Here is a 25,154-nt window from a genome sequence, read left to right on the forward strand (position 1 = left end):
GTGGCGAAGGCCGCCCCCGCCGCCCCGGCGGACTTCAACGCCCAGGACCCGGCGAGCCTGGTGGCCCTTCTGGCCAGCCTCGACGCCAAGGCCGAGATCGTCCAGCGCGACGGAGAGGGCGTGCGCCTGAGGGTGACCTCGCCGGCAGGCGGCTTCGTCGCCGAGTACGCGGGCTGCAACGCCCAGGGCCGCGCCTGCCGCGCGCTACAGTTCGACGCCGCCGCCGACCGCAGCGCGCCGACCCTCGTGCAGACCAACGCCTTCAACCAGAGCTCGCTGACCTGCCGGATCGTCCAGGACCGGGCGAGCCGGCCGCATGTGATCTATTCGACCCTGCTGTTTCCCGGCGACACGCGCCAGGAGATGCAGACCCAGATCGCCGCCTGGCGCGCCTGTCTCGGCGACTTCGGCGCCTTCCTGAAGGATCCGCCGGGCTACCTCGCGACCGCGCCCTAGGCCGCGACGGACGACTTCGCGCGGATCGCGGCGACGCGGTCGATGGCGGCCTCGGCCTCGGCCATGATCCGCCGCACGATCTCGCCGGCCGGTAGGACGTCGTGCACCCCGCCCGCCGACTGGCCCATGGCGAAGCACGACTTGTCTGGATCGAGCCCCTCGATCTGGCCGCCGATGCCGCCCATGACGCCGGCCTGGTGCGAGACCATGGCCTGCATGGGGAAGGGCTGGATATCGGACGGCCGGCTTTCCCAGTCCTCGACATAGGGGTTCTTCTTCACCCGCATCGGCTTGCCGGAATAGCAGCGCGTGCGGACCGTATCCTCGTCCGCCGCCTCGACGATGGTCTGGCGGTAGAGGTCGCCGGCATGAGCTTCCAGCGAAGCAATGAACCGGGTGCCCATCCAGACGCCCACCGCGCCCAGGCTCAGCGCCGCCGCCAGGCCACGGCCGTCATAGAGGCCGCCGGCCGCCACCACCGGGATCTTCACCGCCTCCACGGCCTGGGCCACCAGCGGCAGGGTGCCAACGAGGCCGGTGTGGCCGCCACCCTCGCCGCCCTGGCAGATCACCGCGTCGCAGCCGGCTTGCTCGGCCTTCACGGCGTGCTTGACCGCCCCGCAGACGACCATGACCTTCAGGCCGCCCTTCTTGAGCTTCTCGAGGATGGGCATGGGTACGCCGAGGCCGGCCACGAAGCTGGACGCACCCTCCTCGATGATCACGTCCACGGACGCCGTCAGGCTCTCCGGGCTGGCGGCCAGCAGGTCGACCCCGAACGGCCTGTCGGTGAGCGTCTTCACCTGCCGCATCTGCTCGCGGATGAAGTCGGGACCCCGGCCGGCCATGCCCAGCACGCCGTAGCCGCCGGCGTTCGACACCGCCGCCACGAGCTCCGCGTAGGAGACCCCGCCCATGCCGGCCAGCATGATCGGATGGGTCACGCCCAGCAGGTCGCAGAGCTTGGTGTGCAGGGTCATGGCGTCCTCCCGATGTCTCGTTGCCGTGAGGATGGCGCCGCGGGTTATCGATGGAAACTGTGACCCGAGGGAACCTCAGTAGATCGTGTAGCCGCCGTCGATGACGAAGCTGTCGCCCGTGTGGAACTTCGAGGCGTCCGAGGCCAGGTAGACGGCGATGCCGGAGAAGTCGTCGCCCTCGCCCCAGCGGCGCATGGGCACCCGACCGATGGCCTTCTCGTTGAAGGTATCCCACGCCTGCAGGCCGGCGGTCATGTCGGTGGCGATCCAGCCGGGCAGGATGGAGTTCGCGCGGATGCCGTAGCGGGCGTACTCCACCGCCAGGCCACGCACCATGGAGAGCACGGCGCCCTTGGTGGATGCATAGGCCTGGTTGCGCGGCGCCCCCGTGGATGGCCGAGGTGGACGAGGTGACGACCAGCGAGCCGCCGGGGTCGCCGGCCTTGGCGCGCTCGATCATGTGCCTGGCGGCCTCGCGGAAGGTCCAGAAGACGGCGTCCAAGTTCACGGTGGTGACGCGCCGCCACTTCTCGGTGGTCATCTCCTCAAACGGCGCGCCGCCGCCGATGCCGGCGTTGGCCGCCACAAAGTCGAGCCGGCCGAAGGTCTTCAGCACCTCGGCGACGGCGGCTACGACGGCGGCCTCGTCGGCCACGTCGACCTTCTGGACGAGCACCTCGACGCCGTAGGCCTTCAGGGCCTCTTCCGCCTTGGCGTTCTTCTCGGGATTCTGGCCCCAGATGGCGATCTTGGCGCCGGCCGAGGCCAGGCCTTCGGCCATGCCGAGCCCGATGCCCCCGTTGCCGCCGGTGACCAGCGCCACCTTCCCCGTCAGGTCGAACGGCTTGAACGCCATGGGCTCCGTCTCCTCGATTTCAAACGATCGTTGGGGAGCGAAAGGCCGTGGTTACGGCGGGTTCGTCAAGCCGCCGTCCAGCCGCCGTCGACGGTGTAGGCCGCGCCCGTCGTGCCCCCGCCCATGTCCGAGACGAGGTAGAGCAGCAGGCCCGAGAGCTGGTCGTAGGTGATGAAGCTCTTGCTGGGCTGGACGGCCAGGATCACATCCTCGACCACCCGGTCCTCGGCGATGCCGCGGGCCTTGGCCTGGTCGGCGATCTGGGCCTCCACCAGCGCGGTCTTCACATAACCCGGGCAGATCGCGTTGACCGTGATCCCCTGCTTCGCCACCTCCAGCGCCGCCGACTTGGAGAAGCCGACGACCCCGTGCTTGGCCGCCACATAGGCCGACTTGAACGGCGAGGCGACGAGCCCGTGCGCAGAGGCGATGTTCACCACCCGCCCGCGTCCGGCCGCCTTCATCAGCGGCAGCGCCGCGCGGGTGGCGTGGAAGACGCTGGTCAGGTTGATGGCGATGATCGCGTCCCACTTCTCGGGCGGGAACTCGTCCACCGGGGCGACGTGCTGGATGCCGGCGTTGTTGACCAGGATGTCCAACCGGCCGAACTCGCGGCGCGCGGTCTCCACCAGGTCGGCGATCTCCTCCGGCCGGGTCATGTCGGCGCCGTGGTAGAGCACCTTCACCCCGGTCTCGGCCGCGATCCGCGCCCGGTCGGCCTCGATCTGGGCCGCATCTCCGAAGCCGTTCAGGATCACGTTCACGCCCTGCTTCGCCAGCGCCTCGGCCAGGTGCTGACCGATGCCGCTGGTCGAGCCGGTGATCACCGCGGCCTGGCCTTCGAGGTTGTAGGGCTGCGGCATGGCTCAGGCTTTCTTGGCGGCGGACGGCGGCGGGGGCTGCGGGCGGGAGAAGGTGAACTCCTCGTCGCTCGACTGTGACGGGACGAACCGGTAGCCGTCCACGTCGAAGGCCTTCAGGTCGTCGCGCTTGGCGATCCGGTTGTCGATGGCGTAGCGGGCCAGCAGGCCGCGGGCCCGCTTGGCGTAGAAGGAGATGATCCGGCTCTCGCCGTCCTTCTCCTCGAGGAAGCGGCAGGTCACCACCGGCAGCGTCAGCGCCGCGCGGTCGACGGCGCCGAAATACTCGCCGCTGGCGCAGTTCACGAGGGTCTTGTCTTTGTGGCCGCGCGCCTCTTCGTTCAGCGCCTCCGAGATTCGGCTCCCCCAGAAGTCGTAGAGGCTCTGGCCCCGCTTGGTCTTGATCCGCACGCCCATCTCCAGCCGGTAGGGCTGGATTGCGTCCATCGGCCGGAGCAGGCCGTAAAGGCCCGAGAGGATGCGGACGTGGTCCTGCGCCCAGGCCAGGCCCTTCCTGTCCAGCGTACGGGCCTTCAGGCCCGTGTAGACGTCGCCATTGAAGGCGAACGCCGCCTGCAGACCGTCCTCGGACGCCGGGTCGAAGGCCTGGAAGCGCTCGCGGTTCAGCTTCGCCAGGTTGTCGGACAGCGCCATCATCGTCTTGAGATCGGCGGCGCGGAGCTTCTTCGTGGTCTTGCTGAGCTCCGCCGTCTGGTCGGCGAGCTGCGGGGCCGTGAGCGGCGCGAAATCCGGTCCGGCGCTGAAGTCGAGCGCCTTGGCCGGCGAGAGGACGATGAGCATCTTGCCCGCCTCTTACGGGCCCCTGACCCGGCCGCCAACCCCTTCACAGGGGTTTAGAACAGCACCCGCGGATTCATGATGCGCTTGGGGTCGAGCGCCTGGCGGATCGCCCGCATCGCAGCCACCTCGACCGGGCTCTTGTAGCGCTCGGCCTCCGCCGTCTTCATCGAGCCCAGGCCGTGCTCGGCGCTGATCGAGCCGCCGTAGCTCGCCACGATGTCGTGCACCCTGCGGCTGCCGGCGTCGCGCTTGCCCGAATGCTCGGCGTCCGAGCCGCCGTCGGGCCGGAGCACGTCGTAGTGGATGTTGCCGTCGCCCACGTGGCCGAAGGCGGCGATGCGGGCGCCGGGTGCGAAGGCCTGCATGGCCTCCGTCGCCTCCGCCAGGAACGCGGCGACCTGGCTCACCGGCACCGCGACGTCATGCTTCCAGGTGGCGCCTTCGGGCTTCTGGGCCGGCGACTGGTTCTCGCGGATCGCCCAGAGCGCCTTGGCCTGGGTGTCGGACTGGGCGACCACCGCGTCCTCGATCAGCCCCTCCTCGGCGCCGCTGGCCAGGAACCGCTCCATGGCCGCCTCCGCCGAGCCCGGTTCGCCCGAGGCGAACTCCGCCAGCACGTACCAGGCGTGGCGTCCGGACAGCGGATCGCGGGTCCCGGCGATGTTGCGCAGCGCGAAGTCGATGCCGATGCGGGCCATCAGCTCGAAGGCCTCCACCGCGCCGCCGGTCTCCTCCCGGGCCCGGGCCAGGAGCTTCAGCGCGGCTTCCGGTGTCGCCATCCCGATCATCGCCACCGCCCGGCTGGCCATCACCGGGTGCAGCTTCAGCGCCGCGGCGGTGACCACGCCCAGCGTGCCCTCGGCCCCGATCAAGAGCTGCTTGAGGTCGTAGCCGGTGTTGTCCTTCCGCAGGCGCTTCAGCCCATCCCAGACGTCGCCGTTGGGCAGCACCGCCTCGAGGCCCAGCACCAGGGACCGGGCCATGCCGTAGCGCAGCACCTGGGTGCCGCCGGCGTTGGTGGAAACGAAGCCGCCGACCGTCGCCGAGCCTTCCGAGGCGAGCCCGAGCGGGAAGCGGCGGTTGGCGGCGGCGGCGGCATCGTGGACGGCCGACAGCGTCACCCCGGCCTCGGCCACCAGCACGTCGTCGTACGCGTCGAGGTCGCGGATGGCGCGCAGGCGCTCGGTGGAGAGCAGGATCTCGCCTTGCGGGATCTGGCCGCCGACCAGGCCGGTATTGCCGCCCTGCGGGGTGATCGGCACGCCGGCCTCGAAACAGATGCCGACCACCGCGGCGACGTCCGCCGTGGTCTTGGGCAGCGCCAGGAATGGCGTGTGACCGACCCAGCGATCGCGCCATTCCACGAGCTTCGGCGCCAGCCGGTCGGGATCCTGGCTCCAGCCGCCCTCGCCGAGCACGGCCTTCAGGCGCGAGAGGACGTCGGCGGGGACGGAGACGGTCATGGGACGAGGATAGCGCCTGCGCCCTACCCCACAAACCCCGCGGCCCGCCTCAGCCGATCGTTGATCGCCTCGCCCAGGCCCTCGTCGGGGATCGGGGCGATCGCGATCGCCACCGGCTCGGTGCGGTCGGCGGCGCGCAGGTAGGCGAAGAGGTTGGCGGCGGCCTCCGACAGGTCGCCGGTCGGCGAGAGGTTCCAGCGGCCGCGTCCGCCCGGCCCGAACGATAGCCAGGCCTCCCCGCGCCGGGGCGACGGGGCGTCCAGCCGCACCGGTGAGTTCGGCGCATAGTGCCGCGTCAGCCTCCCCGGCGAGCGTTTGGCGTCGGCCTCAGCTTCGGCCAGCGGCCCGACCACCGCCTCGATCTCGGCGCGGGTCACCGCGCCCGGCCGAAGCAGGCGGGGCTGGTCGAGCAGGGCCACCACGGTGGATTCCAGCCCGATCTCGCACGGGCCGCCGTCGAGCGCGGCGGCGGCGGCGGTTCCCGTCTCCTCCAACGCGTCGGCGAAGGTGGTCGGGCTCGGCCGCCCCGAACGATTGGCGGAGGGCGCCACCACCGGCCCGCCGAAGGCCTCGAGGAGAGCCTTGGCGACGGGGTGTCCAGGCGCCCGCACAGCCACGGTGTCCAGCCCGGCCCGCGCCAGGTCGCAGACCGCCTGTGTGTCGGCGGCCGGCAGCACAAGGGTCAGGGGTCCCGGCCAGAACCGCTCGGCCAGAGCCCGCGCCCGGTCGTCGAACCGGGCCACCTTCTGCGCCGCCGCAAGGTCGGCGACATGGGCGATCAGCGGATTGAAGCTCGGCCGGCCTTTGGCCTCGTAGACCTTGGCCACTGCCCGGGCGTTGCTGGCGTCGGCGGCCAGGCCATAGACGGTCTCCGTCGGCATCAGCACGAGCCGCCCGGCCTTGAGGGCGGCGACGGCGTCGGCAAGGGTATGGGCGGCGGTCTCGTCCAAGCCCGTCCCCGATATCATCCCGCACCGGCCATTGTCCCACCCCTCCCGCGGGGTGAGCCCATCTATGACGCGGCGGCGCCTTGGCCTAAACAGCGGCGGAACTCGGAGCCTTCGTCCATGACCTTCCGCGCGCCCGTCCGCGATCTCGCCTTCGCCCTCTCGACCGTCGGCCACGACGCCCTGGTGCAGCGGGCTTTCCCGGACCTGGACGCCGACACCATCGCCGCCGTGCTGGAGGCCGCCGGCGGCTTCACCACCGACGTGCTGGCGCCGCTAAACCGCAAGGGCGACCTGGAAGGCGCGAAGTTCGAGAACGGCGTGGTCCGCGCGGCCCCCGGCTTCGGCGATGCGTACCAACAGTTCGCCGCCCAGGGCTGGAACTCGCTCGCCGCCGATCCGGAGTTCGGCGGCCAGGGTCTGCCCAAGGCCATGGAACTCGCCGTCTTCGAGATGGTGCATGCGTCCAACATGGCCTTCGGCCTCTGCCCCATGCTGACCCAGGCGGCCATCGAGGCCCTGACCCTGCACGGCACCGAGAAGCAGAAGCGCCTCGTCCTGCCGAAGCTGGTCTCGGGCGAATGGACCGGCGCCATGGTGCTCACCGAGCCCCAGGCCGGCACCGACCTCGCCGCGCTCACCGCCCGCGCCGAGCCGGACGGCCAGGGCGGCTACCGCCTCTACGGCCAGAAGATCTTCATCACCTGGGGCGACCACGACGCCACGGACAACATCTGCCACCTGGTGCTGGCCCGCCTGCCTGACGCCCCGCCCGGCGTGAAGGGCATCAGCCTGTTCCTGACCTCCAAATTCAAGCTGGATGAGGACGGCAAGCCGGGCGCGCGCAACGACTTCCGGCCGGCCTCCATCGAACACAAGCTCGGCATCCACGGCTCGCCCACCTGCGTGATGCTCTACGAGGGCGCCGAGGCCGAACTGGTCGGCGAGCCGAACCAGGGCCTGGCCCACATGTTCGTCATGATGAACGCCGCCCGCCTGCAGGTCGGCGTCCAGGGCGTCGCCATCGCCGAGCGGGCCTTCCAGCAGGCGCTGGCGTTCAGCCAGGAACGCCGCCAGGGCCGTGCGTCCTGGGATGCCGAAGGCGCCATCTGGGGCCACCCGGACGTGCGCCGGATGCTCACCCTTTCCAAGGCCAAGATCGAGGCGGCGCGCGGCATCTGCCTGCTGACCGGCGTGCTGGCCGACCTCGCCCGGTTGGCCGACAGCGAGGAGGAGCGCGCCGCCGCCAAGGCCCGCCAGGAGCTGCTCACCCCGATCGCCAAGGCCTGGTCCACCGACATCGGCGTCGAGGTCGCCTCGCTCGGCGTGCAGGTGCACGGCGGGATGGGCTTCATCGAGGAGACCGGCGCGGCCCAGCACTACCGCGACGCCCGCATCGCCCCGATCTACGAGGGCACGAACGGCGTCCAGGCGCTCGACCTCGTGGGCCGCAAGGCGCCGATGGCCGGCGGGGCGGTGATGCGCGAGCTTTGCGCGGAGATCGCGCTGACCGCCCAGACGCTCACCGAGGTTCCGGAACTGGTCGGGGTCGGCCGCCGCCTCGCCGCCGGCGTGGCCGCCCTGGAGCGAGCGACGGACTGGGTGCTGGCCAACGGCGGGCCACCGGCCCAGGCCGCGTCGACGCCTTACCTCAAGCTGGCCGGCGACGTGATCGGCGGTTGGCTTCTGGGCGCCAGGCGCTGGCCGCGGCGGGCGCGTCCGATCCCTGGCTCCAGTCCAAACCCGCGCTGGCGCGGTTCTTCGCCGCCCAGGTGCTGACCGGCACGCCGGGTCTGGCCGACAGCGTCTGCGACGGCGCCCGGCGACCTCGAGGCCATCCAGGCGTCGGCCATCGCGGGCTGAGATTCCCGACCCTTGTTCTCCTAAGCTTTACCATTCGCGGCTAGAGCGCTCCTGGGGATGAGGGCGCTATGAGCACGCAGACGAGGTCCGATCGTCCAGCCAGCGGGCTGGGGCCCGGGCCGAACGGGTATCAGCTGACGCTGGCCGGACTGATGCTGCCCGTCTGGGGGCACCTGGGCTTCAACGCCATATCGGCCATGGCGGTCTGGGCCCTCGGCCATCCCTACGTCGCCGCCGGCCTGTTCCTCACGTCCAGCGCCTTCGATGTCGTGCTGCAGTCCGTCCTGCGGCGCTGGGGCGCGCGGGCCGACGTGACGCCCGAGGCGAGCGGATTCCGACGCCTGGCGCTGCTCAGCGCCGCGCGCATCTCGATCTACACCTTCCCCGCCTTCCTGATCGCGGCCCAGGGCGGCCAGGGCGAACTGCTCTATTTCGGTTTCCAGATCGCCGGCATGGTCGCCATCGGCATTCCCGCCGGCGCCTTCTCGCGGCAAATCTTTTGGGGCTTCGCCGGCCCGCCGCTGGTCCTCGCCGGTGCGCTGGCGGTCTTCCTGCTCACGCCCGGGGTGGCGTTCGCCGTTCTGGCCAGCCTCGCCTCGCTCACACTCATTATGGCGCTGATATCCAGTGGCAACTCCCGCGCGGTGCGGGCCTGGCACGGGGCATATATGTCCAACGTGGCCATGGTCACCGACCTGGCCGCGGCCCGCGACGAGGCGCGCCAGGCCCAGAAGGCGGCCTCGAACTTCCTGGCCACCATGTCCCACGAGATCCGCACGCCGATGAACGGCGTGCTCGGCATGGCCCAACTGCTGAAGCGCGACGAGGCCGATCCCAAGCAGGCCCAGCGCATCGACACCCTGATCGACAGCGGCAAGTACCTGATGGCGATCCTCAACGACGTGCTGGACATCTCCAAGATCGACGCCGGCCACATGGAGATCGTCCGGGGCGCCGAGGACCTGCAGCTGTTCCTCGACCGCCTGGTCGGGTTCTGGGGCGGCCGCGCCCAGGAGAAGGGCGTGCGCCTCGGCCTGCAGGTCGAGGAAGGCCTGCCCGAATTCGTCCTGATGGACGCGCTGCGCCTTCGCCAGGTGCTGTTCAACCTGATGGGCAATGCGCTGAAGTTCACCGACCGCGGGGCCGTCGACGTGCTGGTCTCCGGACGCGCCCACGGCACGAGCGCGGTCTGGCTGACGATCTCGGTCCGCGACACCGGCGCGGGCATCCCGGCCGACAAGCTCGCCACCCTGTTCGAGCGGTTCACCCAGGCGGACACTTCGGAGGCCCGCCGGTTTGGCGGCACGGGCCTCGGCCTCGCCATCGCGCGCCAGCTCACCGGGCTGATGGGCGGCCGCATCTCGGTGGAGAGCGAGCTGGGCGCCGGCGCGACCTTCCACGTGGAGCTGCCCGTCGAGGTGGCCGCACGGCCGCGGCCCGCCGAGGTCGTCGACACCGCGCCGCAGGGCGTTCCCCCTGCGCGTCCTGGCGGTGGACGACAACCCCGTGAACCTGCAGGTCATCGGCCAGTTGCTGGGCAGCTTCGGCCACGAGGTGGTCCGCGCCGGGGGCGGCAAGGAGGCCCTTGAGTTGCTGAACCACCAGCCGTTCGACCTGGTGCTGATGGACATCCAGATGCCGGGCATGAGCGGCTTCGACGTGCTCAAACGACTGCGCGGCGACAGCGGGCCGAACCGCGACGCCCCGGTGGTCGCGCTCACCGCCGACGTCACCTCAGGCGGCCGCCAGACCTACCTGGACGGGGGCTTCACCGACCACGCCTCCAAGCCGATCCAGGTCGAGGAGTTGCTGGAGGTCTGCGTCCGCGCGCTCTCCGCCGCGTCCGACGGCGCTGTCTATGAGGGCGTGGCCAGCGCCTCGTAGACCTTCCGCGACAGGATCTCGGTCCCGGCCCCCAGCGGCAGCAGGTGGTCGAAGTCGCCGAAGTGCTCCGGCCGGAAGTCCGGGTCGGCGAACAGGTCGAGCACCCCGAACGGCGCCTCGACCTCCAGTTCCGAGCGGATTTCGGCCAGCCCCCGGAAGAGCACGCCGGACGGCGCGCCACATCCGCGCCGGTAGTCCTCCCGGGCCGGCGGGATCACCACCAGCACCTGATGGCCCAGACGCTGCGCCCTCAGCAGCAGCGAGACGAGATAGAGGTTCGCCTCGCGCCGGCCGTTGAGCTTGAGGTGTTCCTGGGCGCGGCGCTCCGCGCCGTAGCTCTCCGGGAAGAAGGGCTTCTGCAGCTTCGGCAGGAAGCCCAGCCGCCCCTCCACCTCGGGCCGGTACTGGGCGTACTGGTCCCGCAGCTTGCCCGCATGCGCCACGAGGTAGGGATCGCTGTAGGTCAGGTTGAGGTCGAGGATCTCGTGCAGGGCGAGGCACATGTCGAGCTCCCCCTTCGACTGCTCCAGCACGCTGCCCGGCGAGAACACCGAATAGAACACCACGACGTTCCTCAGCTTCGGCATGATCGGCGCGATCCGGCGGTGGATGGCGTTGGAGTGCCGAAGGTCCTGCGACCGCGAGCAGAGGTTGAACGCGCCCGGGCAGAACTCCGGGTCGAACCCGAAGTCCCCGTGCGAGGAGCCCAGGGCGAGCGTCGTGATCTGCCCGATCGACTTGCGCAGCATGGCGCGCTTGGCCGCGATCTTCAGCAGCGAGTGTTCGAAGACACGGGAGTGGGGGAATTCTTCCACGTGATTCCGCGATGGCCTTCGCCCTGCTTACAGCCGCCCCGTCAGTCGGTGAAGGTCGCCTCGACGTGGCCCAGACGTATCGGGGGTCCGCGTGCGCCGGCGATCTCGAGATGGACGCCCTGCCCCTCCGCCGCCGCGAGGCCCGGGCAGCCCAGCGCCGCGAGATCGCCCCCGCCGCCCACCGTGACGCGCGCCAGCCTAGGTCCGTCTGACGGCGCGCTGTCCAGGAACAGCAGCGGCTGGTCGTACTCGGCCAGCGCGTAGCCCTGCGGATCGATTTCGTACTCGATAATGGCGATGCCGCTCAGCGCGCCCTGCCCGCGCCGGAAGAACAGCAGCGACCACGGCGGCCGCCGGTCGGCCGGCGCGTCCTCGCGCCGCTGCGCCTTCACCGCCCAGCCGTGCTGCGCGGCCAACTCCTCGGCCTCCGCGATCCCGCCCCGCAGCAGAACGACGGCGCCCGCGCCAGACTCCGCGCCGTGCACGTCGAGGAACGGGCCATTGGCGAAGCGGACGCCGCGCGATTGCACCACGCCCGCCGGCGCCCAGGCGTCCAGCACCGGCAGGCCGGTGATCCGGGAGAGCCGGTCCAGGACCGCGTCACGGTCCGCCGTAGCGATCCAGACGTGGTCGAGGGCGAAGGCCAATCAGGCCGCCGCGACCTGCGGCAGGTCGTGCAGCGCCGGATCGAGGCCGCGCCCCATCAGGTCGATGAAGTTGTCGCGGTAGAAGGCCCGCTTCGCCCGCGGGCTCGCGCCCTCCAGGCTGTCGTTGAACCGCTTCAGCGGATTGCGCCCGCCTTCCACGTGCGGGAAGTCCGAGGAGAACAGGATCATCTCCTCGGCGGAGTTCTCGATGATCCAGCGGACGTCCTCGTGCGGATAGGGCGTGACGCGGAGCTGGCGGCGGAGGATCTCGCTGGGCTTGCCGGACAGCGTCTGCAGCCGCGCCTCGCGCCCGAAGGCGGCGACGCCGGAATCCAGGAACTTCATCAGGCTGGGCAGCCAGGAGGCGCCGAGCTCGATGGCGCCCCACTTCAGCCGGGGGAAGCGGTCGAACACGCCGTCGATGACCAGAGCCGAGAGGGTCTGCCAGACGCTGAGCGGGATCGCCATGAAGGTCAGCGAGGTGAAGTTCTCGTCGCCGCCGTGGAAGTCCTTCACATAGGGCAGGCCGTTCTCCAGGTAGTCGTGGGCCATCTTCTCCTCGCCGCCCACATGGAACAGCACCGGCAGGCCGGCCTCCTCGATGAGCGCCCAGAGCGGGTCGAGTTCCACATGACTGGGCGAGAAGCCCGGCGGGTGGCGCGAGGGGATGATCAGGCCCTTGGCGCCGAGCGCGATGGCCTCCCGCGCGATCTCCGGCGCGCGCTGGCGGTCGATCAGCGGCACGTAAGCCGTGGCCAGCAGCCGGCGGTCCACCGAACAGAACTCGGTCATCATCCGGTTGTGGGCGCGGGCCGCCTCGATCGCCAGCTCGACCTCGCCCATCTGCTCCAGGCCGAAGTTCGAGAGGCAGGCGGTGGTGAAGACGAGCTGGCTCGCGAAGCCCAGGTAGTCGAGGGTCTTCGGCCGGTCGTCGGCCCGGAATGCGCCCAGGGCCTCGTAGTTCTTGCGCAGGAGGATGTTGGCCTCGGCGCCCGCGCGGAACTCGGCGTCCTCGTGCTTGGCCGCCGCGTTGGCGAACCACTCGGGCAGGACGTCCTTGCGGCCGGTCTTGGCCACGAAGTCGTCCCGGAAGCGCGGGTCCAGGTAGCGGTTGATGGTGCCGGGCAGCTCCATGATGTGGCTGTCGGCGTCATGGATGGTTTGGCCCTCGGCGTAGGGCATGCCACATCCTCCCTGATGGTCTCTTCTTCTGGGAACATTCCGCCGCTTCGAAAACCCGCCCGTCAAGACAAGGCTGGGCAAGACGACGTGTGGCGGATGCATCCCGCGGCCGCCGCGGAGGCGCTGATCGGCTGGGAGGTGCTGGTGAACGGGGTCGGCGGCCGGATCGTCGAGACCGAGGCGTACCACCACGAGGACCCGGCCTCGCACAGCTTCACTGGGAAGACGCCGCGCAATGCGGTGATGTTCGGGGAGCCGGGCCGGGCCTACGTCTATAGGTCCTACGGCATCCATTGGTGCCTAAACTTCGTCTGCGGCGAGACCCCCGGCAGCGCGGTGCTGATCCGCGCCCTCGAGCCAACCCAGGGCCTCCAGGAAATGCACGAACGGCGCGGCCTCAGCGATCCCCGCGCGCTGTGCTCCGGCCCCGGCAAGCTCTGCCAGGCCCTGGCCGTCACCCGCGGACACGACGGCCTGCCACTGGACCAGGCTCCGTTCGCCCTGAGGCCAGGCTCCGCGAAGGGGATCGTCGCGGGCCCGCGGATCGGCATCACCAAGGCCGCCGAAGTGCCCTGGCGTTTCGGGGAGGCCGGCTCGAGGTTCCTGAGCCGGCCCTTTCCCAGGTCGCGCTAGAGCTGGGCCAGAAGGTAGTCGGCCGAGGACACCTTGAATTCGCCCGGCGCCTCGACGTTCAGCTCCTTCACCACGCCGTCGTCGACGACCATGGAGTAGCGCTGCGAGCGCACGCCCATGCCGAACTTCGAGGCGTCGAACTCGAGGCCCAGCGCCCTGGTGAAGTCGCCGCCGCCGTCGGCCAGCATGACGATGTCATCGCCCACGGCCTGGTCTTCGGACCACGCGCGCATCACGAAGGCGTCGTTCACCGACACGCAGGCGATGGTGTCGACCCCCTTGCCCTTGAGGTCGCCGGCCAGTTGCTTGAAGCCCGGCAGGTGCTTGGCCGAGCAGGTGGGCGTGAACGCCCCCGGCACCGCGAACAGCGCCACCTTCTTGCCGCCGAACACATCCTGCACGGAGACAGGCCGGGGGCCTTCGGCGGTGGCTTGGGTGAGCGTCGCGTCCGGCAGCCTGTCGCCGACTTTGATGGTCATGGGGGCGTCCTCCTGAAGGTCTGATCTCGGCGGAGATAGCGACAACTCCGCGCGGCGCAACCAAGCATGTGCGAACGGACCTTGAAAGCGCCGCGATCCGGTCCGAAGCTTAGGGACAATGGATCACGGGTTCTTCGCAGGTCAGCTTCTGATCGCCATGCCGGGTATCTCGGATCCCCGGTTCGAACGCTCCCTCATCCTGATCTGCGCCCACGACAACCGCCACGCCATGGGCCTGGCCGTGAACCGCCCGGTGGACGGCCTGACTGTCCCGGACCTGCTGGCCCGTCTCGACATCAAGTCGGAGATCAAGGCGCCGCCCGACCTCGTGCTGATGGGCGGGCCCGTGGAGCAGGAGCGCGGCTTCGTCCTGCACACCGACGACTACCAGGCCGAGCATAGCCTGGACGTGGGCGCCGGCCTGGCGCTCACCCCCCACCCGCGACGCCCTGGAGGCCATGGCCCAGGCCAGCGGGCAGCCGCGGCGTTCGCTCCTGGCCCTCGGCTACGCCGGCTGGGGCGCGGGCCAGCTCGAGAACGAGATCAAGGAGAACGTCTGGCTCACCTGCGACCCGGACGACCGGCTCGTCTTCGGCGACGACCACGAGCACAAATGGGCCCAGGCGCTCGGCAAGCTGGGCGTTGATCCGGAGCGGCTGAGCTTCGCCGCGGGCCGGGCCTGAGAAGGTCGCCTAGCCGCGCGTCCCGCGGGCCATGACCGGGGCCACGCCCTCCACATAGCTTTCGTTGAGATAGACCTCGGCTTCCTGCGGCGACAGCGCCGGCGCATAACCAAAGCCCTGGCCGTAGTCGCAGCCCAGCGACTGGAGCTGGCGGGCCATGCCGGCGTTTTCGACGCCCTCGGCGACCACTTCCAGCGCCAGGTCGCGACCCAGCTTCACCACCGAGGAGACGATCTTCGCCGAGCCGTCGTTGGTGGCCATGGTGCGCACGAAATAGCGATCGATCTTCAGCGTGTCGAAAGGCAGCCGGGTCAGGTAGCTGAGCGACGAGAAGCCGGTGCCGAAGTCGTCCAGGGCCAGCGCCGCGCCCGCCTTGCGCAGGTCGCGCAGCACCTTGGCCGCCCGCTCCGGATTGCGCATCACGTCGCTTTCCGTGACCTCGAGCTTCAGCGCGCCCGGCGGCAGGCCGGTCTCCTCGCGGATGGCGGCGACGTCGGCCACCAGGCCCGGCCGGTCGATCTCGCCGGTGGAGAGGTTCACGGCCACGGTCAGCTCGCCGGCCGCCTTGTGTTTCATCCGCCAGGCGGCGAGCTGGCGCGCCGCGTCGCGCATCATCAGCGCGCCGAGGTCGCCCATCATGCCCATCTCGTCGAGGAGGGTCAGGAACTGCTCGGGCGGCAGCAGGCCGCGCCGCGGGTGGCGCCAGCGGACCAGGGCCTCGAACCCGGAGAGGGCGCCGGTCGAGAGGCGCACGATCGGCTGGTAGAAGGCCACCACCTCGCCGCGGACCAGGGCGCCCTTCAGGTCGCTCTCCAGCGCCAGGCGCGACAGGCCGTCGGTCTCCATGCCCCGGCCATAGGCGGCCGCCCCGCCGCCTCGGCCGTGGCTGCGGGCGGCTTCCACCGCGAGCTCGGCCCGGCGCAGCAGCTCGGCGGCTTCGGGCGCGGCATCGCCCCCCAGGGCCAGGACGGCGCCGATCGACAGCGTCGGGTGGATGTCGAAGCCGGCGACGCGCAGCGGCTGCTCCAGCGCATGGCGCAGCGCATCGGGGCCCGGCGAAACGGGCTTGGGCGCGAGCGCGGCGAACTCGTCCTCGCCGATCCGCGCCAGCAGGGCGCCCGGCGGGAAGGCGGCGGCCAGCCTCGATCCCAACGCGGCCAGCACCAGGTCGGCCCGCTCGTGGCCCAGGGCCTCGTTCAGCCGGCGCAGGCGGTCAAGGTCGGCGACGATCAGCTCGTGCTCGCCGTCCTGCTGCAGCCGCTCGCGGGCGCGGAGAATGAAGCTCTTGCGGTCCAGCAGGCCGGTCAGCGTGTCCCGCTCCGCCGCCGCGAACCGGGTTTCCAGCGCCACCACGCCCGCCGCCCGGCGGCCCTCCTCCAGCCAGACGCCGCGCCAAACGCAGACCTCACCGCCACGCATGCGCATGCGGATGGCCACCTCGGCGCCGGGCGCCGCCACGGTGAGCAGGTCTTCGGCCAGCGCCCGGTCCTGCGGCAGGGCGAGCGCGCGCAGCGCGGCGGAGGAGCAGTCGGGGGCCAGCGGTCCCAGGCCCAGCGGCCGGGTCGCGCCGGTCAGCCGCAGACGGTCGGCGTCGGGCTCCAACAGCCAGAGCGCGACGTCAGCCGCACCCAGGGCTTCGAGCGTCGCCGTCGCGTCCCACGTCCATTGGCCCGCTGGCATGGATTACGCCGCCTGAGAAAATACGTCGGATCAGACCGACACGCCCTCGTCCGGGCCTTCCGGCGCGCTGAAAGGCGTCGTCAGTCCGAACAGGACATGGTCTCGCCAGACGCCGTTAATTTTCAGATAAGCCTTGGCGTAGCCTTCCTCGGCGAACCCGGCCCGGGCGAGCAGCCGGCGCGACGGCCCGTTCTCCGGGATGCAGGCCGCCTCAAGGCGATGAAGCCCCAGGGTGCGGAACGCGAAGTCGGTCAGCGCCCGGACCGCCGCCAGCGTCAGCCCCTGCCGCGCGAAGGGCTTGCCGCACCAGTAGCCCACGGACGCCATCTGGGCGACGCCGCGGCGGACGTTGGAGAGCGTGATGCCCCCGGTCAGCGCCCCGTCCGAGGCGCGGAACACGAAGAAGGGATAGGCCGCGCCCAGGTCCCGGTCGCGCTGATAGGCGATCAGCCGCCGGCGGAAGGCGGCGCGGCTGAGATCGTCGGCCGGCCAGGTGGGCTCCCACGGCTGCAGGAAGGCGCGGCTGGCGGCGCGCAGCTCCCGCCATTCGGGATAGTCCGCGGCGCGCGGCGGCCGCAGCACGACGCCGTCGCCTTCGACGCGCAGTCCGCTCTCCGGCGTGATCCAGTCCAGCAGCGCCATGGACGCCGAGCCTCGCGCAAAACGCGGGCGCGTCAATAGGTCGGTGAAAAGGCGATCGCGCCCATGCCGAACAGGGAGGCCTCGAACACCGGCGCTGCCCGCAGGGCCGCCTTCGGCCCCAGCACCGCCACGGCCGACTTACGCGAGCGCAGGATCCACTCGACCAGCCGCGAGATGTCCTCGGCGGTGACCGCGTCAACCTCGCGGGCGACGATGTCCGGATGCAGCGTACGGCCGAACAGCAGGACCTGGCCCGCCGCCTGCTCGGCGCGGGCCAGCGCGCCCTCGCGGCCCATGAACATCGAACCTTTCACCTGTGCCTTGGCGCGGGCGAGTTCCGCCTCCGGCACGGGCTTCAAGAGCTCGATGATCTCGCCGGCCGTGACCCGCGCCAGTTCCTCGGCGTCGGTCGCAGCACAGCCGGCGAAGACGCCCAGCACGCCCACGTCCGCATAGGTCTCCGAATAGGCGTCGATGGCGTAGGCGAGGCCCCGCTTCTCCCGGGCCTCCTGGAACAGCCGGGACGCCATGCCGCCGCCGAGGATTTCGGCCAGCAGGCGCAGCGCGAAATAGTCGGGGTCCAGAACGCCCACCGCCGGCAGCAGGAGCACGACGTTCGCCTGCTCCAGCTTCTGGCCACAGTGTTCGCGCCGCCGGTGAAGCTGGCCGGCTCCGGCGACGGCAGGGACGGCCCCTCGGCCTGGCCGAAGTCGCGCTCGGCGAGCTTCAGCAACTCGTCCTCGTCCACGGCGCCGGCCGCGCTTACCACCAGGGAGCCCGGACCGTAGAGCGCCGCGCGCCACTCCGACAGGCTGTCGGGCGCGGCCCGGCCGATGGACTCGGTCGTGCCGAGGATCGGTCGGCCCAGGGACTGCTCGGCGAAGGCCGCGCCCTGGGCCAGCTCGAAGACCAGGTCGTCGGGCGCGTCCGCCGCCTCGGCGATCTCCTGGGCCACCACCTGCTTCTCTCGGCTCAGGTCCGAGGCGTCCATGTGGGGGCGGAGCACCAGGTCGGAGATCACCCGCGAGCCAAGGTCCAGCCCGTGTTTCAGCGCCCGCACCTGGAAGCTGGTGCGCTCATAGCCGGTGGCGGCGTTGATGTGGCCGCCCTCAGCCTCGATCACCTCGACGATGCCCTTGGCCGAGCGGCCGCCGGCGCCCTTGAAGACCATGTGCTCCAGGAGGTGCGACCAGCCCGAGCGTTCCGCGTCCTCGAACCGCGCGCCGCGTCCGGCGACCACCGACAGGGCCACGGTCTGCAGGCCGGGCATGGGGTCGCAGACGACGCGCACGCCGTTGGACAGGCTGTGGACCCGCGGCGTCTCCGCCGGGGTCTGCGCCCTACGCTTCGGCGAACGCGCGGACATGGGCCTTGATCATCTCCGTCTCGGCGGGGAGACGGTCGAAACGTTCGGGGCGACCGGCCAGGTCCGCAGCCCCGCGCGGCAGGATGGCGGTCACGCCGCTGGCGGCGGCCACGTCCTCCGGGAACTTGGCGGCATGGGCGGTGGAGAGCACGACGACAGGGCCCGGCACGTCCGGGCTCCGCTTCAGGGCCGCCACAGCCACGGCGGTATGCGGGTCGATCAGCTCGCCGGTCTCGTTGAGCGTCGCCACGATGGTCCGGCGGGTCTCGTCCTCGCCCACGGCGACGCCGCGGAACAGCGCCTGCATGGATGCGAGGGCCGACGGCGGGATGTCGATGGCGCCGGCGGTGGCGAAGGCCTCGAAGGCGCGCGCCGTCTCGACGGCCTCGCGGGAGACGCCCTCGAAGTAGAGCCGCTCGAAGTTCGACGCCGACTGGATGTCCATGGCCGGCGAGATGGTCGCATGGACCGAGCCGCGGGCATAGCGGCCGGTCTCGAAGGCGGTCGCCAGGATGTCGTTGGAGTTGGTGGCGACGATGATCTTCCCGATCGGCAGGCTCATGCGGCTGGCCACATAGCCGGCGAATGCGTCGCCGAAGTTGCCCGAGGGCACGCAGAAGCTGACCGGCCGGAGCGGCGCGCCGAGCGCCACGGCGCTGGTGAAGTAATAGACCGCCTGGGCGGCGATCCGGGCGAAGTTGATCGAGTTGACGCCCGAGAGGTCCACCGCCTGGCGCAGGACCTCGTCCTGGAAGGTCGCCTTCACAACCGCCTGGCAGTCGTCGAAGGTGCCGGCCACGGCGACGCAGGCGACGTTGTCCTCCACCGCCGCGGTCATGAACCGGCGTTGGACCTCGCTGATCCGACCTTCGGGGAAGAGGGCCATCACCTTGACGTTCTTGCGTCCGCGGAAGGCCTCCACGGCCGCGCCGCCGGTGTCGCCCGAGGTTGCGCAGAGGATGGTCTGGCGGCGCTTCTGCTTGCCCAGGATGTGCTCGTAGAGGCGGGCCAGGATCTGCATGGCCACGTCCTTGAACGCGAGGCTGGGACCATGGTGGAGCTCGGCCAGGAAGGCGTTCGGCCCGATCTGGACCAGCGGCACGACCGCCGGGTGGTTGAAGGTGGCGTAGGCCTCCCGGCACATCTCCAGCAGGTCGGCCTTCGGGATCTCGTCGCCGGCGAAGGCGCCGATCACCGCGGCGGCCACCTCGGCATAGGGCTTGCCGGCGAAGGCGGCGATCTCGTCGGCCGAGAAGCTCGGCCAGGTCTGGGGCACATAGAGGCCGCCGTCGGGCGCGAGCCCGGCCAGCACCGCATCGACGAACCCCACCGCGGGAGCCTGCCCACGGGTCGAGATGTAACGCATCACGCTTTCCGCCGTCTCCAGAGCATGGCGGCATAGACGGCGGCCAGAGCCCCGGCAAGGCCGAACCAGGTTCCGGCGTACTCCAGGTGGCGGTTAGGAATGCTGGTGGGGATCGGCGCCGGAGTCAGCGCCCGCCACTCCGGGTTCGACGAGGTTTCAACCATCAGGAAGATCGGCGCGGGCCGCTCGGCCCGCAGCACCGCGGCCATGGCCTCCACATCCCGGGAGAAGAAGCGGTCGGCGCGGTTCGGGGGCGTGACGAAGCTGGCCGGTTCGGGGGAGCGGAGGAGGCCGGTGATCGTCACCGGGGCCGTGGCCGCCGGATCGACCGGCGGACGCGCGGAGACGATGTCCGCGACGAAGCCGCGGTCCACCAGCACCGTCCTGTATCGCAGGGCGTCGACCTTGCAGGCCGAGATCAGCCGCGTCCCGGCCCGGCCGTCGCGGAGGCCGTAGAGCTCGACGAAGGGCGCGGCGGCCAGGCCCGGGCAGGTCGCCGAGACCCGCGTGAAATCGACGTCCCGTCCTTCGTTGAGGGCGTCGAGCACCGGGCCGATCGGCCGGGCCGGCGCGGCCTGCAGCATCTCGATCCGGGCCAGGAGGTCGCGCTTCCAGGCCAGCCGCTGCAGTTGCCAGCCGCCCAGGGTCAGGAGCACCAGCATGGCCAGGGCGGTGACCAGGGTAAGCCCCACGGGGAAGCCGCGCGTCGACGGCTCACGGGTCCCCATCGGGACCTCCGGATCCCACTGTTCAGTCATGCCGGGCTTCGGAAGCCTTGTTCTTGAATTGCGCGGCCAGCATCAGCCCCTTCATCGGCCGGAGCAAAGCCAGCACCACGATCAGCGTGGCCGGCAACCAGACCATCAGGTGCACCCAGACCGGCGGGGCGAAGGCGATCTCGGTGAAGAGCGCGCCGAAGGCCACCAGCAGGCCCGCGACCAGGATCACAAAGACGGCTGGCCCGTCGCCGGAGTCGGCGCGGGCCAGGTCGAAGCCGCAGGCTTCGCAGCGAGGCGACACCTTGAGGAAGCCCTCGAACAGGCGCCCTCGCCGCAGTTCGGGCAGCGGCCCGCCACCCCCGCGAGCAGCGGGTTGCGGGCCGCGGGCACGGTCAGTGGGCCGGGCCGCCGAAGACCACGTAGATGAAGGCGAACAGGAACAGCCACACCACGTCGACGAAGTGCCAGTACCAGGCCGCCGCCTCGAAGCCGAAGTGCTTCTGCGGGGTGAAGGCCCCGTTCATCAGGCGGATCAGGCAGACGATCAGGAAGATGGTCCCGATCAGCACGTGGAAGCCGTGGAAGCCGGTGGCCATGAAGAAGGCCGAACCGTAGAGCCCCGAGTTCGCCGCTTCCTCGTTGAAGAAGTACTGGTGCTCGAGGATGTGGTGGTACTCGTAGACCTGGATCGCGGTGAACAGCACCCCGAGGATCACCGTCAGGATCAGGCCGAGCTTGGCGCCCTTGCGGTCGCCGGTCTGCAGCGCATGGTGCGCCCAGGTGACCGTCGTGCCGGAGAGCAGCAGGGTCAGGGTGTTGAGCAGCGGCAGCTCCCAGGCCGGCACCGTCTCGACGCCGTGCGGCGGCCAGGTGGCCCAGGCGGTACGGACCTCCTCGATCGAGGACAGGGTCCGGTGCTCGCCGAAGAGCGCCATCTCGAAGAAGATCCAGAACCAGGCGACGAAGAACATCACCTCGGACGCGATGAACAGGATCATCCCGTAGCGAAGGCCGATGGAGACCACAGGCGTATGGTCGCCCTGGTTGGCTTCCTTCACCACGTCCCGCCACCAGCCGAACATCGTGTAGAGGACGCCGGCCAGGCCGGCGGCGAACAGCCACCAGGTGCCCTTGTCGAGGCCAAACAGGCCCTTCATCCAGGCCACCCCGCCCATCGCCATCACGACGGCGGCGATGGAACCGGTCAGCGGCCACGGGCTCGGATTGACCAGATGGTAGTCGTGCTTCACGCCAGCGGCCATTGCGCCTTACACCCTCGCAAGTCACCGCGCGCCCATGAGTCGCGCGCGCGGCGGAAATCGGGGACGCTATAGCCTTCGCCAGCGCCTCCCGCCAAGGGGGAAAGCCTAACCCGCGTTCGCCGGCTTGTGCGCCTGGGCGGTCTCGGGCGTCGGCGGGGCGTCCACGGAGCGGAAGAAGGTGTAGGAAAGCGTGACTTCCTGCTTGCCCTTGGTCTCGAAGTCCGTGGCGTACTTGGGGTCCACGAAATAGAGCACCGGCATCTCCACGGTCTCCCCCGGGCCGATGGTCTGGTCGGAGAAACAGAAGCAGTCGAGCTTCTGGAAATAGGGGCCGGCCTGCTCGGGAACGACATTGAACACCGCCCGGCCGGTGATCGCCTGGTCGCTGTTGTTCCTGACCGTGAAGAGCGCAAGCTTGGTCTCGCCGATCTTCGCGGGCTGCGAGGTCTGCTCGGCCGTGAAGGTCCAGGGCAGGTCGCGGACATTGGCGTCGAAGCGGATGGTGAGCTTGCGGTCCAGCACGGTGTCGGGCGCGGCCTCGGCCCGCTTGGTCGTGCCGTCGAAGCCGGTGAGCTGGCAGAACGCCCGGTAGAGCGGCACGGACGCGAAGGCCATGCCGGTCATGCCGAAGAACGCCGCCGCGCAGATCAGGGCGACCTTGGCGTTTCGCCTCTGCTCCGGCGTGATCGGGGGTTTAGAAGGGACGTTCGGTGACATTGGCGCCCAGCCGCACGATGGTGACGACGAAGATCAGGACAATGAACAGGACCAGCCCCAGGGCCAGCGCGATATTCCGGCCGCGCCGGGCCTTCGCCTGGTCGGGGGACTCGCGGACGGGATCGCTCATCTAGAAGACCTCCAGGGCGGGCAGGCCCGCCAGGTGTTCCACAAGAAGGGTGGCGAAGAGAAGCGTCAGGTAGAGGATGGAGAACGCGAACAGATTGCGCGCGTCCTTCGCGCCGGCGCGGACGTCGTAGAGCCCGTCGTCGTTGCGCTGGCCCGCCGCCTCGCCGGCCCGGCTGCGATAGAGCCGCCAGGCGAGCAGCAGGAACACGAGCCCACCGACGCCCGACACGGCCAGGTAGGGCGCCGCCGCCCAGGCCCGTGAAGGCCGGTGCGAGGGCGAAGGGGACGAACAGCAGGCTGTAGATCCAGATCTGCCGGCGGGTGGAGGCCGCGCCCGCCACCACCGGCATCATCGGCACGCCGGCCTTCTGATAGTCCTCGGAGGTGTAGAGGCTGAGCGCCCAGAAGTGCGGCGGGGTCCACATGAAGATGATCGCGCAGAGCAGCCAGGCGTTCAGCGGCGCGGTCCCGGAAGCCGCCGCCCAGCCGATCACCGGCGGCAGGGCGCCGGCCAGGCCGCCGATGACGATGTTCTGCGCCGTCCACCGCTTCAGCCACATCGTGTAGACGACGGCGTAGAAGACGATGGTGAAGGCCAGCAGGCCCGCCGCCAGCCAGTTCAGCGCCATGCCCATCAGCATGACGGAGAACAGCGACAGCACGATCCCCAGCGCCGCGGCGTCCGAACCCTGGACCCGGCCCGCCGGCACCGGCCGGCCGCGCGTGCGGCGCATCTTCGCGTCGATGTCGGCGTCGTACCACATGTTCAGCGCGCCGGACGCGCCCGCGCCCACCGCGATGCAGAGGATCGCCACGGCGCCCAGCAGCGGGTGGACCGGCGTCTCGGCCGCGACGAGGCCGGTGAGCGCGGTGAAGACCACCAGGCTCATGACGCGCGGCTTCAGCAGCAGGAGGAAGTCCTGCCACCTGGCCGGGGTGCGTTCGGGGGAATGGGCCGTAGCCATGGCCATGCCAGAATACTCGGAATGTTCGAAGGGCGCGCCCCTTGCGGAGCGCGCCCCCAATTTGAGTTGGTCCCGGAGGAGCCCGACGCCTAGTGGTGGGCGTCCGGCTTGATCACCGGCAGTTCGTTGAACTGGTGGAACGGCGGCGGCGAGGACAGGGTCCACTCCAGCGTCGTGGCGCCTTCGCCCCACGGATTGGCCTCGGCCTTGCGGCGGAAGACCATCGCGTCGACCAGCACCACCAGGAACACGCCCACGCCCACGAGCGTCACGACGTAGCCCAGCGAGGAGACCTGGTTCCAGTAGGTGAAGGCTTCCGGATAGTCGATGTACCGGCGCGGCATCCCCTGGAGGCCCAGGAAGTGCTGCGGGAAGAAGATCAGGTTCACGCCGATGAAGGTGATCCAGAAGTGCACGGCGCCCAGCCACTCGCGGTACTTCACGCCGAAGATCTTCTCGAACCAGTAGTAGAAGCCCGCGAAGATCGCGAACACGGCGCCCAGGCTCAGCACATAGTGGAAGTGCGCCACCACGTAGTAGGTGTCGTGCAGGCTGTAGTCGATGCCGGCGTTGGCCAGCACCACACCGGTCACGCCGCCGACGGTGAACAGGAAGATGAAGCCGATCGCCCACAGCATGGGCGTCTTGAAGTCGATCGACCCGCCCCACATCGTCGCGATCCAGCTGAACACCTTCACGCCGGTTGGCACGGCGATGACCATCGTCGCGGCCACGAAGTAGGCGCGCAGGTTGATGCTCATGCCCACGGTGTACATGTGGTGGGCCCACACGACGAAGCCGATGAAGCCGATGGCCACCATGGCGTAGGCCATGGCGAGGTAGCCGAAGACCGGCTTGCGCGAGAACGTCGACACGATGTGGCTGATGATGCCGAAGCCCGGCAGGATCAGGATGTACACCTCGGGGTGACCGAAGAACCAGAACAGGTGCTGGTACATGATCGGGTCGCCGCCGCCGGCCGCGTCGAAGAAGTGGGTGTTAAAGTTCCGGTCGGTCAGCAGCATGGTGATCGCGCCGGCCAGGACGGGCAGCGAGAGCAGCAGCAGGAAGACGGTGACCAGCACCGACCAGACGAACAGCGGCATCCGGTGCAGGGTCATGCCCGGCGCGCGCATATTGAAGATGGTGGTGATGAAGTTGATCGCGCCCAAGATCGAGCTCGCGCCCGCGAGGTGGAGCGACAGGATCGCCAGGTCCATCGACGGGCCGGCGTGGCCCGAGGTGGACAAGGGCGGATAGGCCGTCCAGCCGCCGCCGAAGCCGAGGCCGGGGCCGCCGTCCACGAACATCGAGGTGCAGAGCAGCACCCACGCGGCCACCAGCAGCCAGAACGAGATGTTGTTCATCCGCGGGAAGGCCATGTCCGGCGCGCCGATCATCAGCGGCACGAACCAGTTGCCGAACCCGCCGATCAGCGCCGGCATGACCATGAAGAAGATCATGATCAGGGCGTGGGCGGTGACGACGACGTTGTAGCCGTGCTTGGAGGGCTCGATCAGGCCGGTCTGCGCGAGCAGGCTGCCGTCGCGGAACACCTGGATGCCCGGCTCGGCCAGTTCCCAGCGGATCAGGCCGGAGAGCGCCCCGCCCACCAGGCCCGCCATGATGGCGAACAGCAGGTAGAGCGTGCCGATGTCCTTGTGGTTGGTGGAGAAGAACCACCGCACGAAGAAGCCCGGCTTGTGGTCGTGGCTGTCGTGGTGGTCGTGAGCGGCTGACGTGGCCATCTGAACGCTAT

General features: G+C 70.2%; 23 protein-coding genes and 5 pseudogenes. 6 read left to right on the top strand and 22 right to left on the bottom strand.

From position 1 onward, the window contains the following. Complete coding sequence (locus tag LRS04_RS02905) at window positions 1-456, top strand: hypothetical protein (protein ID WP_257815073.1); 456 nt, start codon at window positions 1-3, stop codon at window positions 454-456. On the opposite strand, the gene LRS04_RS02910 is transcribed toward LRS04_RS02905, so the two are convergent. The 7 genes and pseudogenes from LRS04_RS02910 to LRS04_RS02940 all read right to left on the bottom strand — a co-directional run bounded on the left by LRS04_RS02910 (window position 453) and on the right by LRS04_RS02940 (window position 6,366). Continuing rightward, the gene (locus tag LRS04_RS02910; RefSeq protein WP_257815074.1) at window positions 453-1,436 is read right to left on the bottom strand and encodes a nitronate monooxygenase family protein; all 984 of its coding nucleotides are present in this window, start codon (window positions 1,434-1,436) and stop codon (window positions 453-455) included. The genes LRS04_RS02905 and LRS04_RS02910 overlap by 4 nt on opposite strands. 75 nt (window positions 1,437-1,511) lie before the next feature. After that, window positions 1,512-1,772 carry an SDR family NAD(P)-dependent oxidoreductase gene (locus LRS04_RS02915; protein WP_257818925.1) on the bottom strand — a complete coding sequence of 87 codons (261 nt, stop codon included), beginning with the start codon at window positions 1,770-1,772 and terminating at the stop codon, window positions 1,512-1,514. Between the two features lie 97 nt (window positions 1,773-1,869). Then, a pseudogene (locus LRS04_RS02920) lies at window positions 1,870-2,292 on the bottom strand (SDR family NAD(P)-dependent oxidoreductase); the annotation flags it as partial. 65 nt (window positions 2,293-2,357) lie between these two features. Beyond that, window positions 2,358-3,155 carry a 3-hydroxybutyrate dehydrogenase gene (locus LRS04_RS02925; RefSeq protein ID WP_257815075.1) on the bottom strand — a complete coding sequence of 266 codons (798 nt, stop codon included), beginning with the start codon at window positions 3,153-3,155 and terminating at the stop codon, window positions 2,358-2,360. Window positions 3,156-3,158: 3 nt separating this feature from the next. Next, window positions 3,159-3,953 (bottom strand): peroxide stress protein YaaA, encoded by a 795-nt coding sequence (yaaA, locus tag LRS04_RS02930; protein WP_257815076.1) that lies wholly within the window; start codon window positions 3,951-3,953, stop codon window positions 3,159-3,161. Window positions 3,954-4,006: 53 nt separating this feature from the next. After that, a complete protein-coding gene (locus LRS04_RS02935) occupies window positions 4,007-5,416 on the bottom strand; it encodes an FAD-binding oxidoreductase (RefSeq protein WP_257815077.1) in 1,410 nt (469 codons plus the stop codon). A 23-nt stretch (window positions 5,417-5,439) separates the two neighbouring features. Beyond that, window positions 5,440-6,366 carry an L-threonylcarbamoyladenylate synthase gene (locus LRS04_RS02940; protein WP_257815078.1) on the bottom strand — a complete coding sequence of 309 codons (927 nt, stop codon included), beginning with the start codon at window positions 6,364-6,366 and terminating at the stop codon, window positions 5,440-5,442. Window positions 6,367-6,483: 117 nt separating this feature from the next. On the opposite strand from LRS04_RS02940, the pseudogene LRS04_RS02945 reads away from it, so the two are divergent. The 3 genes and pseudogenes from LRS04_RS02945 (at window position 6,484) to LRS04_RS02955 (ending at window position 10,110) form a co-directional block, all read left to right on the top strand. Continuing rightward, window positions 6,484-8,270: pseudogene (locus LRS04_RS02945) on the top strand (acyl-CoA dehydrogenase). A gap of 24 nt (window positions 8,271-8,294) precedes the next feature. Then, window positions 8,295-9,815 (top strand): HAMP domain-containing sensor histidine kinase, encoded by a 1,521-nt coding sequence (locus LRS04_RS02950; RefSeq protein ID WP_257815079.1) that lies wholly within the window; start codon window positions 8,295-8,297, stop codon window positions 9,813-9,815. Then, on the top strand, window positions 9,733-10,110 hold the full coding sequence (locus tag LRS04_RS02955) for a response regulator (RefSeq protein ID WP_257815080.1): 378 nt from the start codon (window positions 9,733-9,735) through the stop codon (window positions 10,108-10,110). The genes LRS04_RS02950 and LRS04_RS02955 overlap by 83 nt, the downstream gene beginning before the upstream one ends. Here the strand turns inward: LRS04_RS02955 and LRS04_RS02960 are convergent. Genes LRS04_RS02960 through LRS04_RS02970 form a run of 3 tightly spaced genes read right to left on the bottom strand, consistent with a single transcriptional unit; the run spans window position 10,083 to window position 12,754 of the window. Beyond that, complete coding sequence (locus LRS04_RS02960; protein ID WP_257815081.1) at window positions 10,083-10,925, bottom strand: hypothetical protein; 843 nt, start codon at window positions 10,923-10,925, stop codon at window positions 10,083-10,085. The genes LRS04_RS02955 and LRS04_RS02960 overlap by 28 nt on opposite strands. Before the next feature lie 41 nt (window positions 10,926-10,966). After that, on the bottom strand, window positions 10,967-11,572 hold the full coding sequence (locus tag LRS04_RS02965) for a hypothetical protein (RefSeq protein ID WP_257815082.1): 606 nt from the start codon (window positions 11,570-11,572) through the stop codon (window positions 10,967-10,969). Beyond that, window positions 11,573-12,754, bottom strand: a complete 1,182-nt coding sequence (locus LRS04_RS02970; protein ID WP_257815083.1) for an amidohydrolase family protein — start codon at window positions 12,752-12,754, stop codon at window positions 11,573-11,575. It abuts the gene before it with no gap. A gap of 96 nt (window positions 12,755-12,850) precedes the next feature. Between LRS04_RS02970 and LRS04_RS02975 the strand changes: the two genes are divergently transcribed. After that, window positions 12,851-13,387: a DNA-3-methyladenine glycosylase gene (locus LRS04_RS02975; protein WP_257815084.1), complete on the top strand. Its 537-nt coding sequence runs from the start codon at window positions 12,851-12,853 to the stop codon at window positions 13,385-13,387. Here the strand turns inward: LRS04_RS02975 and LRS04_RS02980 are convergent. Further along, window positions 13,384-13,866 (bottom strand): peroxiredoxin, encoded by a 483-nt coding sequence (locus tag LRS04_RS02980; protein ID WP_257815085.1) that lies wholly within the window; start codon window positions 13,864-13,866, stop codon window positions 13,384-13,386. The genes LRS04_RS02975 and LRS04_RS02980 overlap by 4 nt on opposite strands. A gap of 118 nt (window positions 13,867-13,984) precedes the next feature. Here LRS04_RS02980 and LRS04_RS02985 point away from each other — a divergent pair. Next, window positions 13,985-14,549 (top strand): annotated as a pseudogene (locus LRS04_RS02985) (YqgE/AlgH family protein). A gap of 9 nt (window positions 14,550-14,558) precedes the next feature. Here LRS04_RS02985 and LRS04_RS02990 read toward each other — a convergent pair. The 11 genes and pseudogenes from LRS04_RS02990 to ctaD form a co-directional block, all read right to left on the bottom strand. Then, window positions 14,559-16,229, bottom strand: coding sequence for a bifunctional diguanylate cyclase/phosphodiesterase (locus LRS04_RS02990; RefSeq protein ID WP_257815086.1), 1,671 nt, complete (start codon window positions 16,227-16,229; stop codon window positions 14,559-14,561). A 30-nt stretch (window positions 16,230-16,259) separates the two neighbouring features. Further along, window positions 16,260-16,871: a GNAT family N-acetyltransferase gene (locus LRS04_RS02995; RefSeq protein WP_257815087.1), complete on the bottom strand. Its 612-nt coding sequence runs from the start codon at window positions 16,869-16,871 to the stop codon at window positions 16,260-16,262. A 32-nt stretch (window positions 16,872-16,903) separates the two neighbouring features. Next, window positions 16,904-18,237 (bottom strand): annotated as a pseudogene (locus LRS04_RS03000) (M16 family metallopeptidase). Then, on the bottom strand, window positions 18,212-19,603 hold the full coding sequence (thrC, locus tag LRS04_RS03005; protein WP_257815088.1) for a threonine synthase: 1,392 nt from the start codon (window positions 19,601-19,603) through the stop codon (window positions 18,212-18,214). The pseudogene LRS04_RS03000 and the gene thrC overlap by 26 nt, the downstream one beginning before the upstream one ends. Beyond that, the gene (locus LRS04_RS03010; RefSeq protein ID WP_257815089.1) at window positions 19,603-20,361 is read right to left on the bottom strand and encodes an SURF1 family protein; all 759 of its coding nucleotides are present in this window, start codon (window positions 20,359-20,361) and stop codon (window positions 19,603-19,605) included. The genes thrC and LRS04_RS03010 overlap by 1 nt, the downstream gene beginning before the upstream one ends. Further along, a complete protein-coding gene (locus LRS04_RS03015; RefSeq protein WP_374572839.1) occupies window positions 20,354-20,623 on the bottom strand; it encodes a DUF983 domain-containing protein in 270 nt (89 codons plus the stop codon). Before LRS04_RS03015 ends, LRS04_RS03010 begins: the two co-directional genes overlap by 8 nt. A gap of 91 nt (window positions 20,624-20,714) precedes the next feature. After that, window positions 20,715-21,584: a cytochrome c oxidase subunit 3 gene (locus tag LRS04_RS03020; RefSeq protein ID WP_257815090.1), complete on the bottom strand. Its 870-nt coding sequence runs from the start codon at window positions 21,582-21,584 to the stop codon at window positions 20,715-20,717. A 105-nt stretch (window positions 21,585-21,689) separates the two neighbouring features. Continuing rightward, window positions 21,690-22,301, bottom strand: coding sequence for a cytochrome c oxidase assembly protein (locus LRS04_RS03025; RefSeq protein WP_257815091.1), 612 nt, complete (start codon window positions 22,299-22,301; stop codon window positions 21,690-21,692). Further along, window positions 22,279-22,431 (bottom strand): hypothetical protein, encoded by a 153-nt coding sequence (locus LRS04_RS03030; RefSeq protein ID WP_257815092.1) that lies wholly within the window; start codon window positions 22,429-22,431, stop codon window positions 22,279-22,281. The genes LRS04_RS03025 and LRS04_RS03030 overlap by 23 nt, the downstream gene beginning before the upstream one ends. After that, window positions 22,432-23,401 (bottom strand): annotated as a pseudogene (cyoE, locus tag LRS04_RS03035) (heme o synthase). A gap of 83 nt (window positions 23,402-23,484) precedes the next feature. Further along, window positions 23,485-25,143 (bottom strand): cytochrome c oxidase subunit I, encoded by a 1,659-nt coding sequence (ctaD, locus tag LRS04_RS03040; RefSeq protein ID WP_257815093.1) that lies wholly within the window; start codon window positions 25,141-25,143, stop codon window positions 23,485-23,487. Between the last annotated feature and the right edge of the window lie 11 nt (window positions 25,144-25,154).

The sequence above is a fragment of the Phenylobacterium sp. J367 genome, from assembly GCF_024699985.1.
In the GTDB taxonomy this organism is placed as follows: domain Bacteria; phylum Pseudomonadota; class Alphaproteobacteria; order Caulobacterales; family Caulobacteraceae; genus Phenylobacterium.

Excerpts from the sequence above, each read along its gene's own strand:
- LRS04_RS02910 (WP_257815074.1), bottom strand. The coding sequence starts at position 1,436 with ATGACCCTGCACACCAAGCTCTGCGACCTGCTGGGCGTGACCCATCCG.
- LRS04_RS02915 (WP_257818925.1), bottom strand. The coding sequence starts at position 1,772 with ATGGTGCGTGGCCTGGCGGTGGAGTACGCCCGCTACGGCATCCGCGCG.
- LRS04_RS02925 (WP_257815075.1), bottom strand. The coding sequence starts at position 3,155 with ATGCCGCAGCCCTACAACCTCGAAGGCCAGGCCGCGGTGATCACCGGC.
- yaaA (WP_257815076.1), bottom strand. The coding sequence starts at position 3,953 with ATGCTCATCGTCCTCTCGCCGGCCAAGGCGCTCGACTTCAGCGCCGGA.
- LRS04_RS02935 (WP_257815077.1), bottom strand. The coding sequence starts at position 5,416 with ATGACCGTCTCCGTCCCCGCCGACGTCCTCTCGCGCCTGAAGGCCGTG.
- LRS04_RS02950 (WP_257815079.1), top strand. The coding sequence starts at position 8,295 with ATGAGCACGCAGACGAGGTCCGATCGTCCAGCCAGCGGGCTGGGGCCC.
- LRS04_RS02970 (WP_257815083.1), bottom strand. The coding sequence starts at position 12,754 with ATGCCCTACGCCGAGGGCCAAACCATCCATGACGCCGACAGCCACATC.
- LRS04_RS02975 (WP_257815084.1), top strand. The coding sequence starts at position 12,851 with ATGCATCCCGCGGCCGCCGCGGAGGCGCTGATCGGCTGGGAGGTGCTG.
- LRS04_RS02980 (WP_257815085.1), bottom strand. The coding sequence starts at position 13,866 with ATGACCATCAAAGTCGGCGACAGGCTGCCGGACGCGACGCTCACCCAA.
- LRS04_RS02990 (WP_257815086.1), bottom strand. The coding sequence starts at position 16,229 with ATGCCAGCGGGCCAATGGACGTGGGACGCGACGGCGACGCTCGAAGCC.
- LRS04_RS02995 (WP_257815087.1), bottom strand. The coding sequence starts at position 16,871 with ATGGCGCTGCTGGACTGGATCACGCCGGAGAGCGGACTGCGCGTCGAA.
- thrC (WP_257815088.1), bottom strand. The coding sequence starts at position 19,603 with ATGCGTTACATCTCGACCCGTGGGCAGGCTCCCGCGGTGGGGTTCGTC.
- LRS04_RS03010 (WP_257815089.1), bottom strand. The coding sequence starts at position 20,361 with ATGACTGAACAGTGGGATCCGGAGGTCCCGATGGGGACCCGTGAGCCG.
- LRS04_RS03020 (WP_257815090.1), bottom strand. The coding sequence starts at position 21,584 with ATGGCCGCTGGCGTGAAGCACGACTACCATCTGGTCAATCCGAGCCCG.
- LRS04_RS03025 (WP_257815091.1), bottom strand. The coding sequence starts at position 22,301 with ATGTCACCGAACGTCCCTTCTAAACCCCCGATCACGCCGGAGCAGAGG.
- LRS04_RS03030 (WP_257815092.1), bottom strand. The coding sequence starts at position 22,431 with ATGAGCGATCCCGTCCGCGAGTCCCCCGACCAGGCGAAGGCCCGGCGC.
- ctaD (WP_257815093.1), bottom strand. The coding sequence starts at position 25,143 with ATGGCCACGTCAGCCGCTCACGACCACCACGACAGCCACGACCACAAG.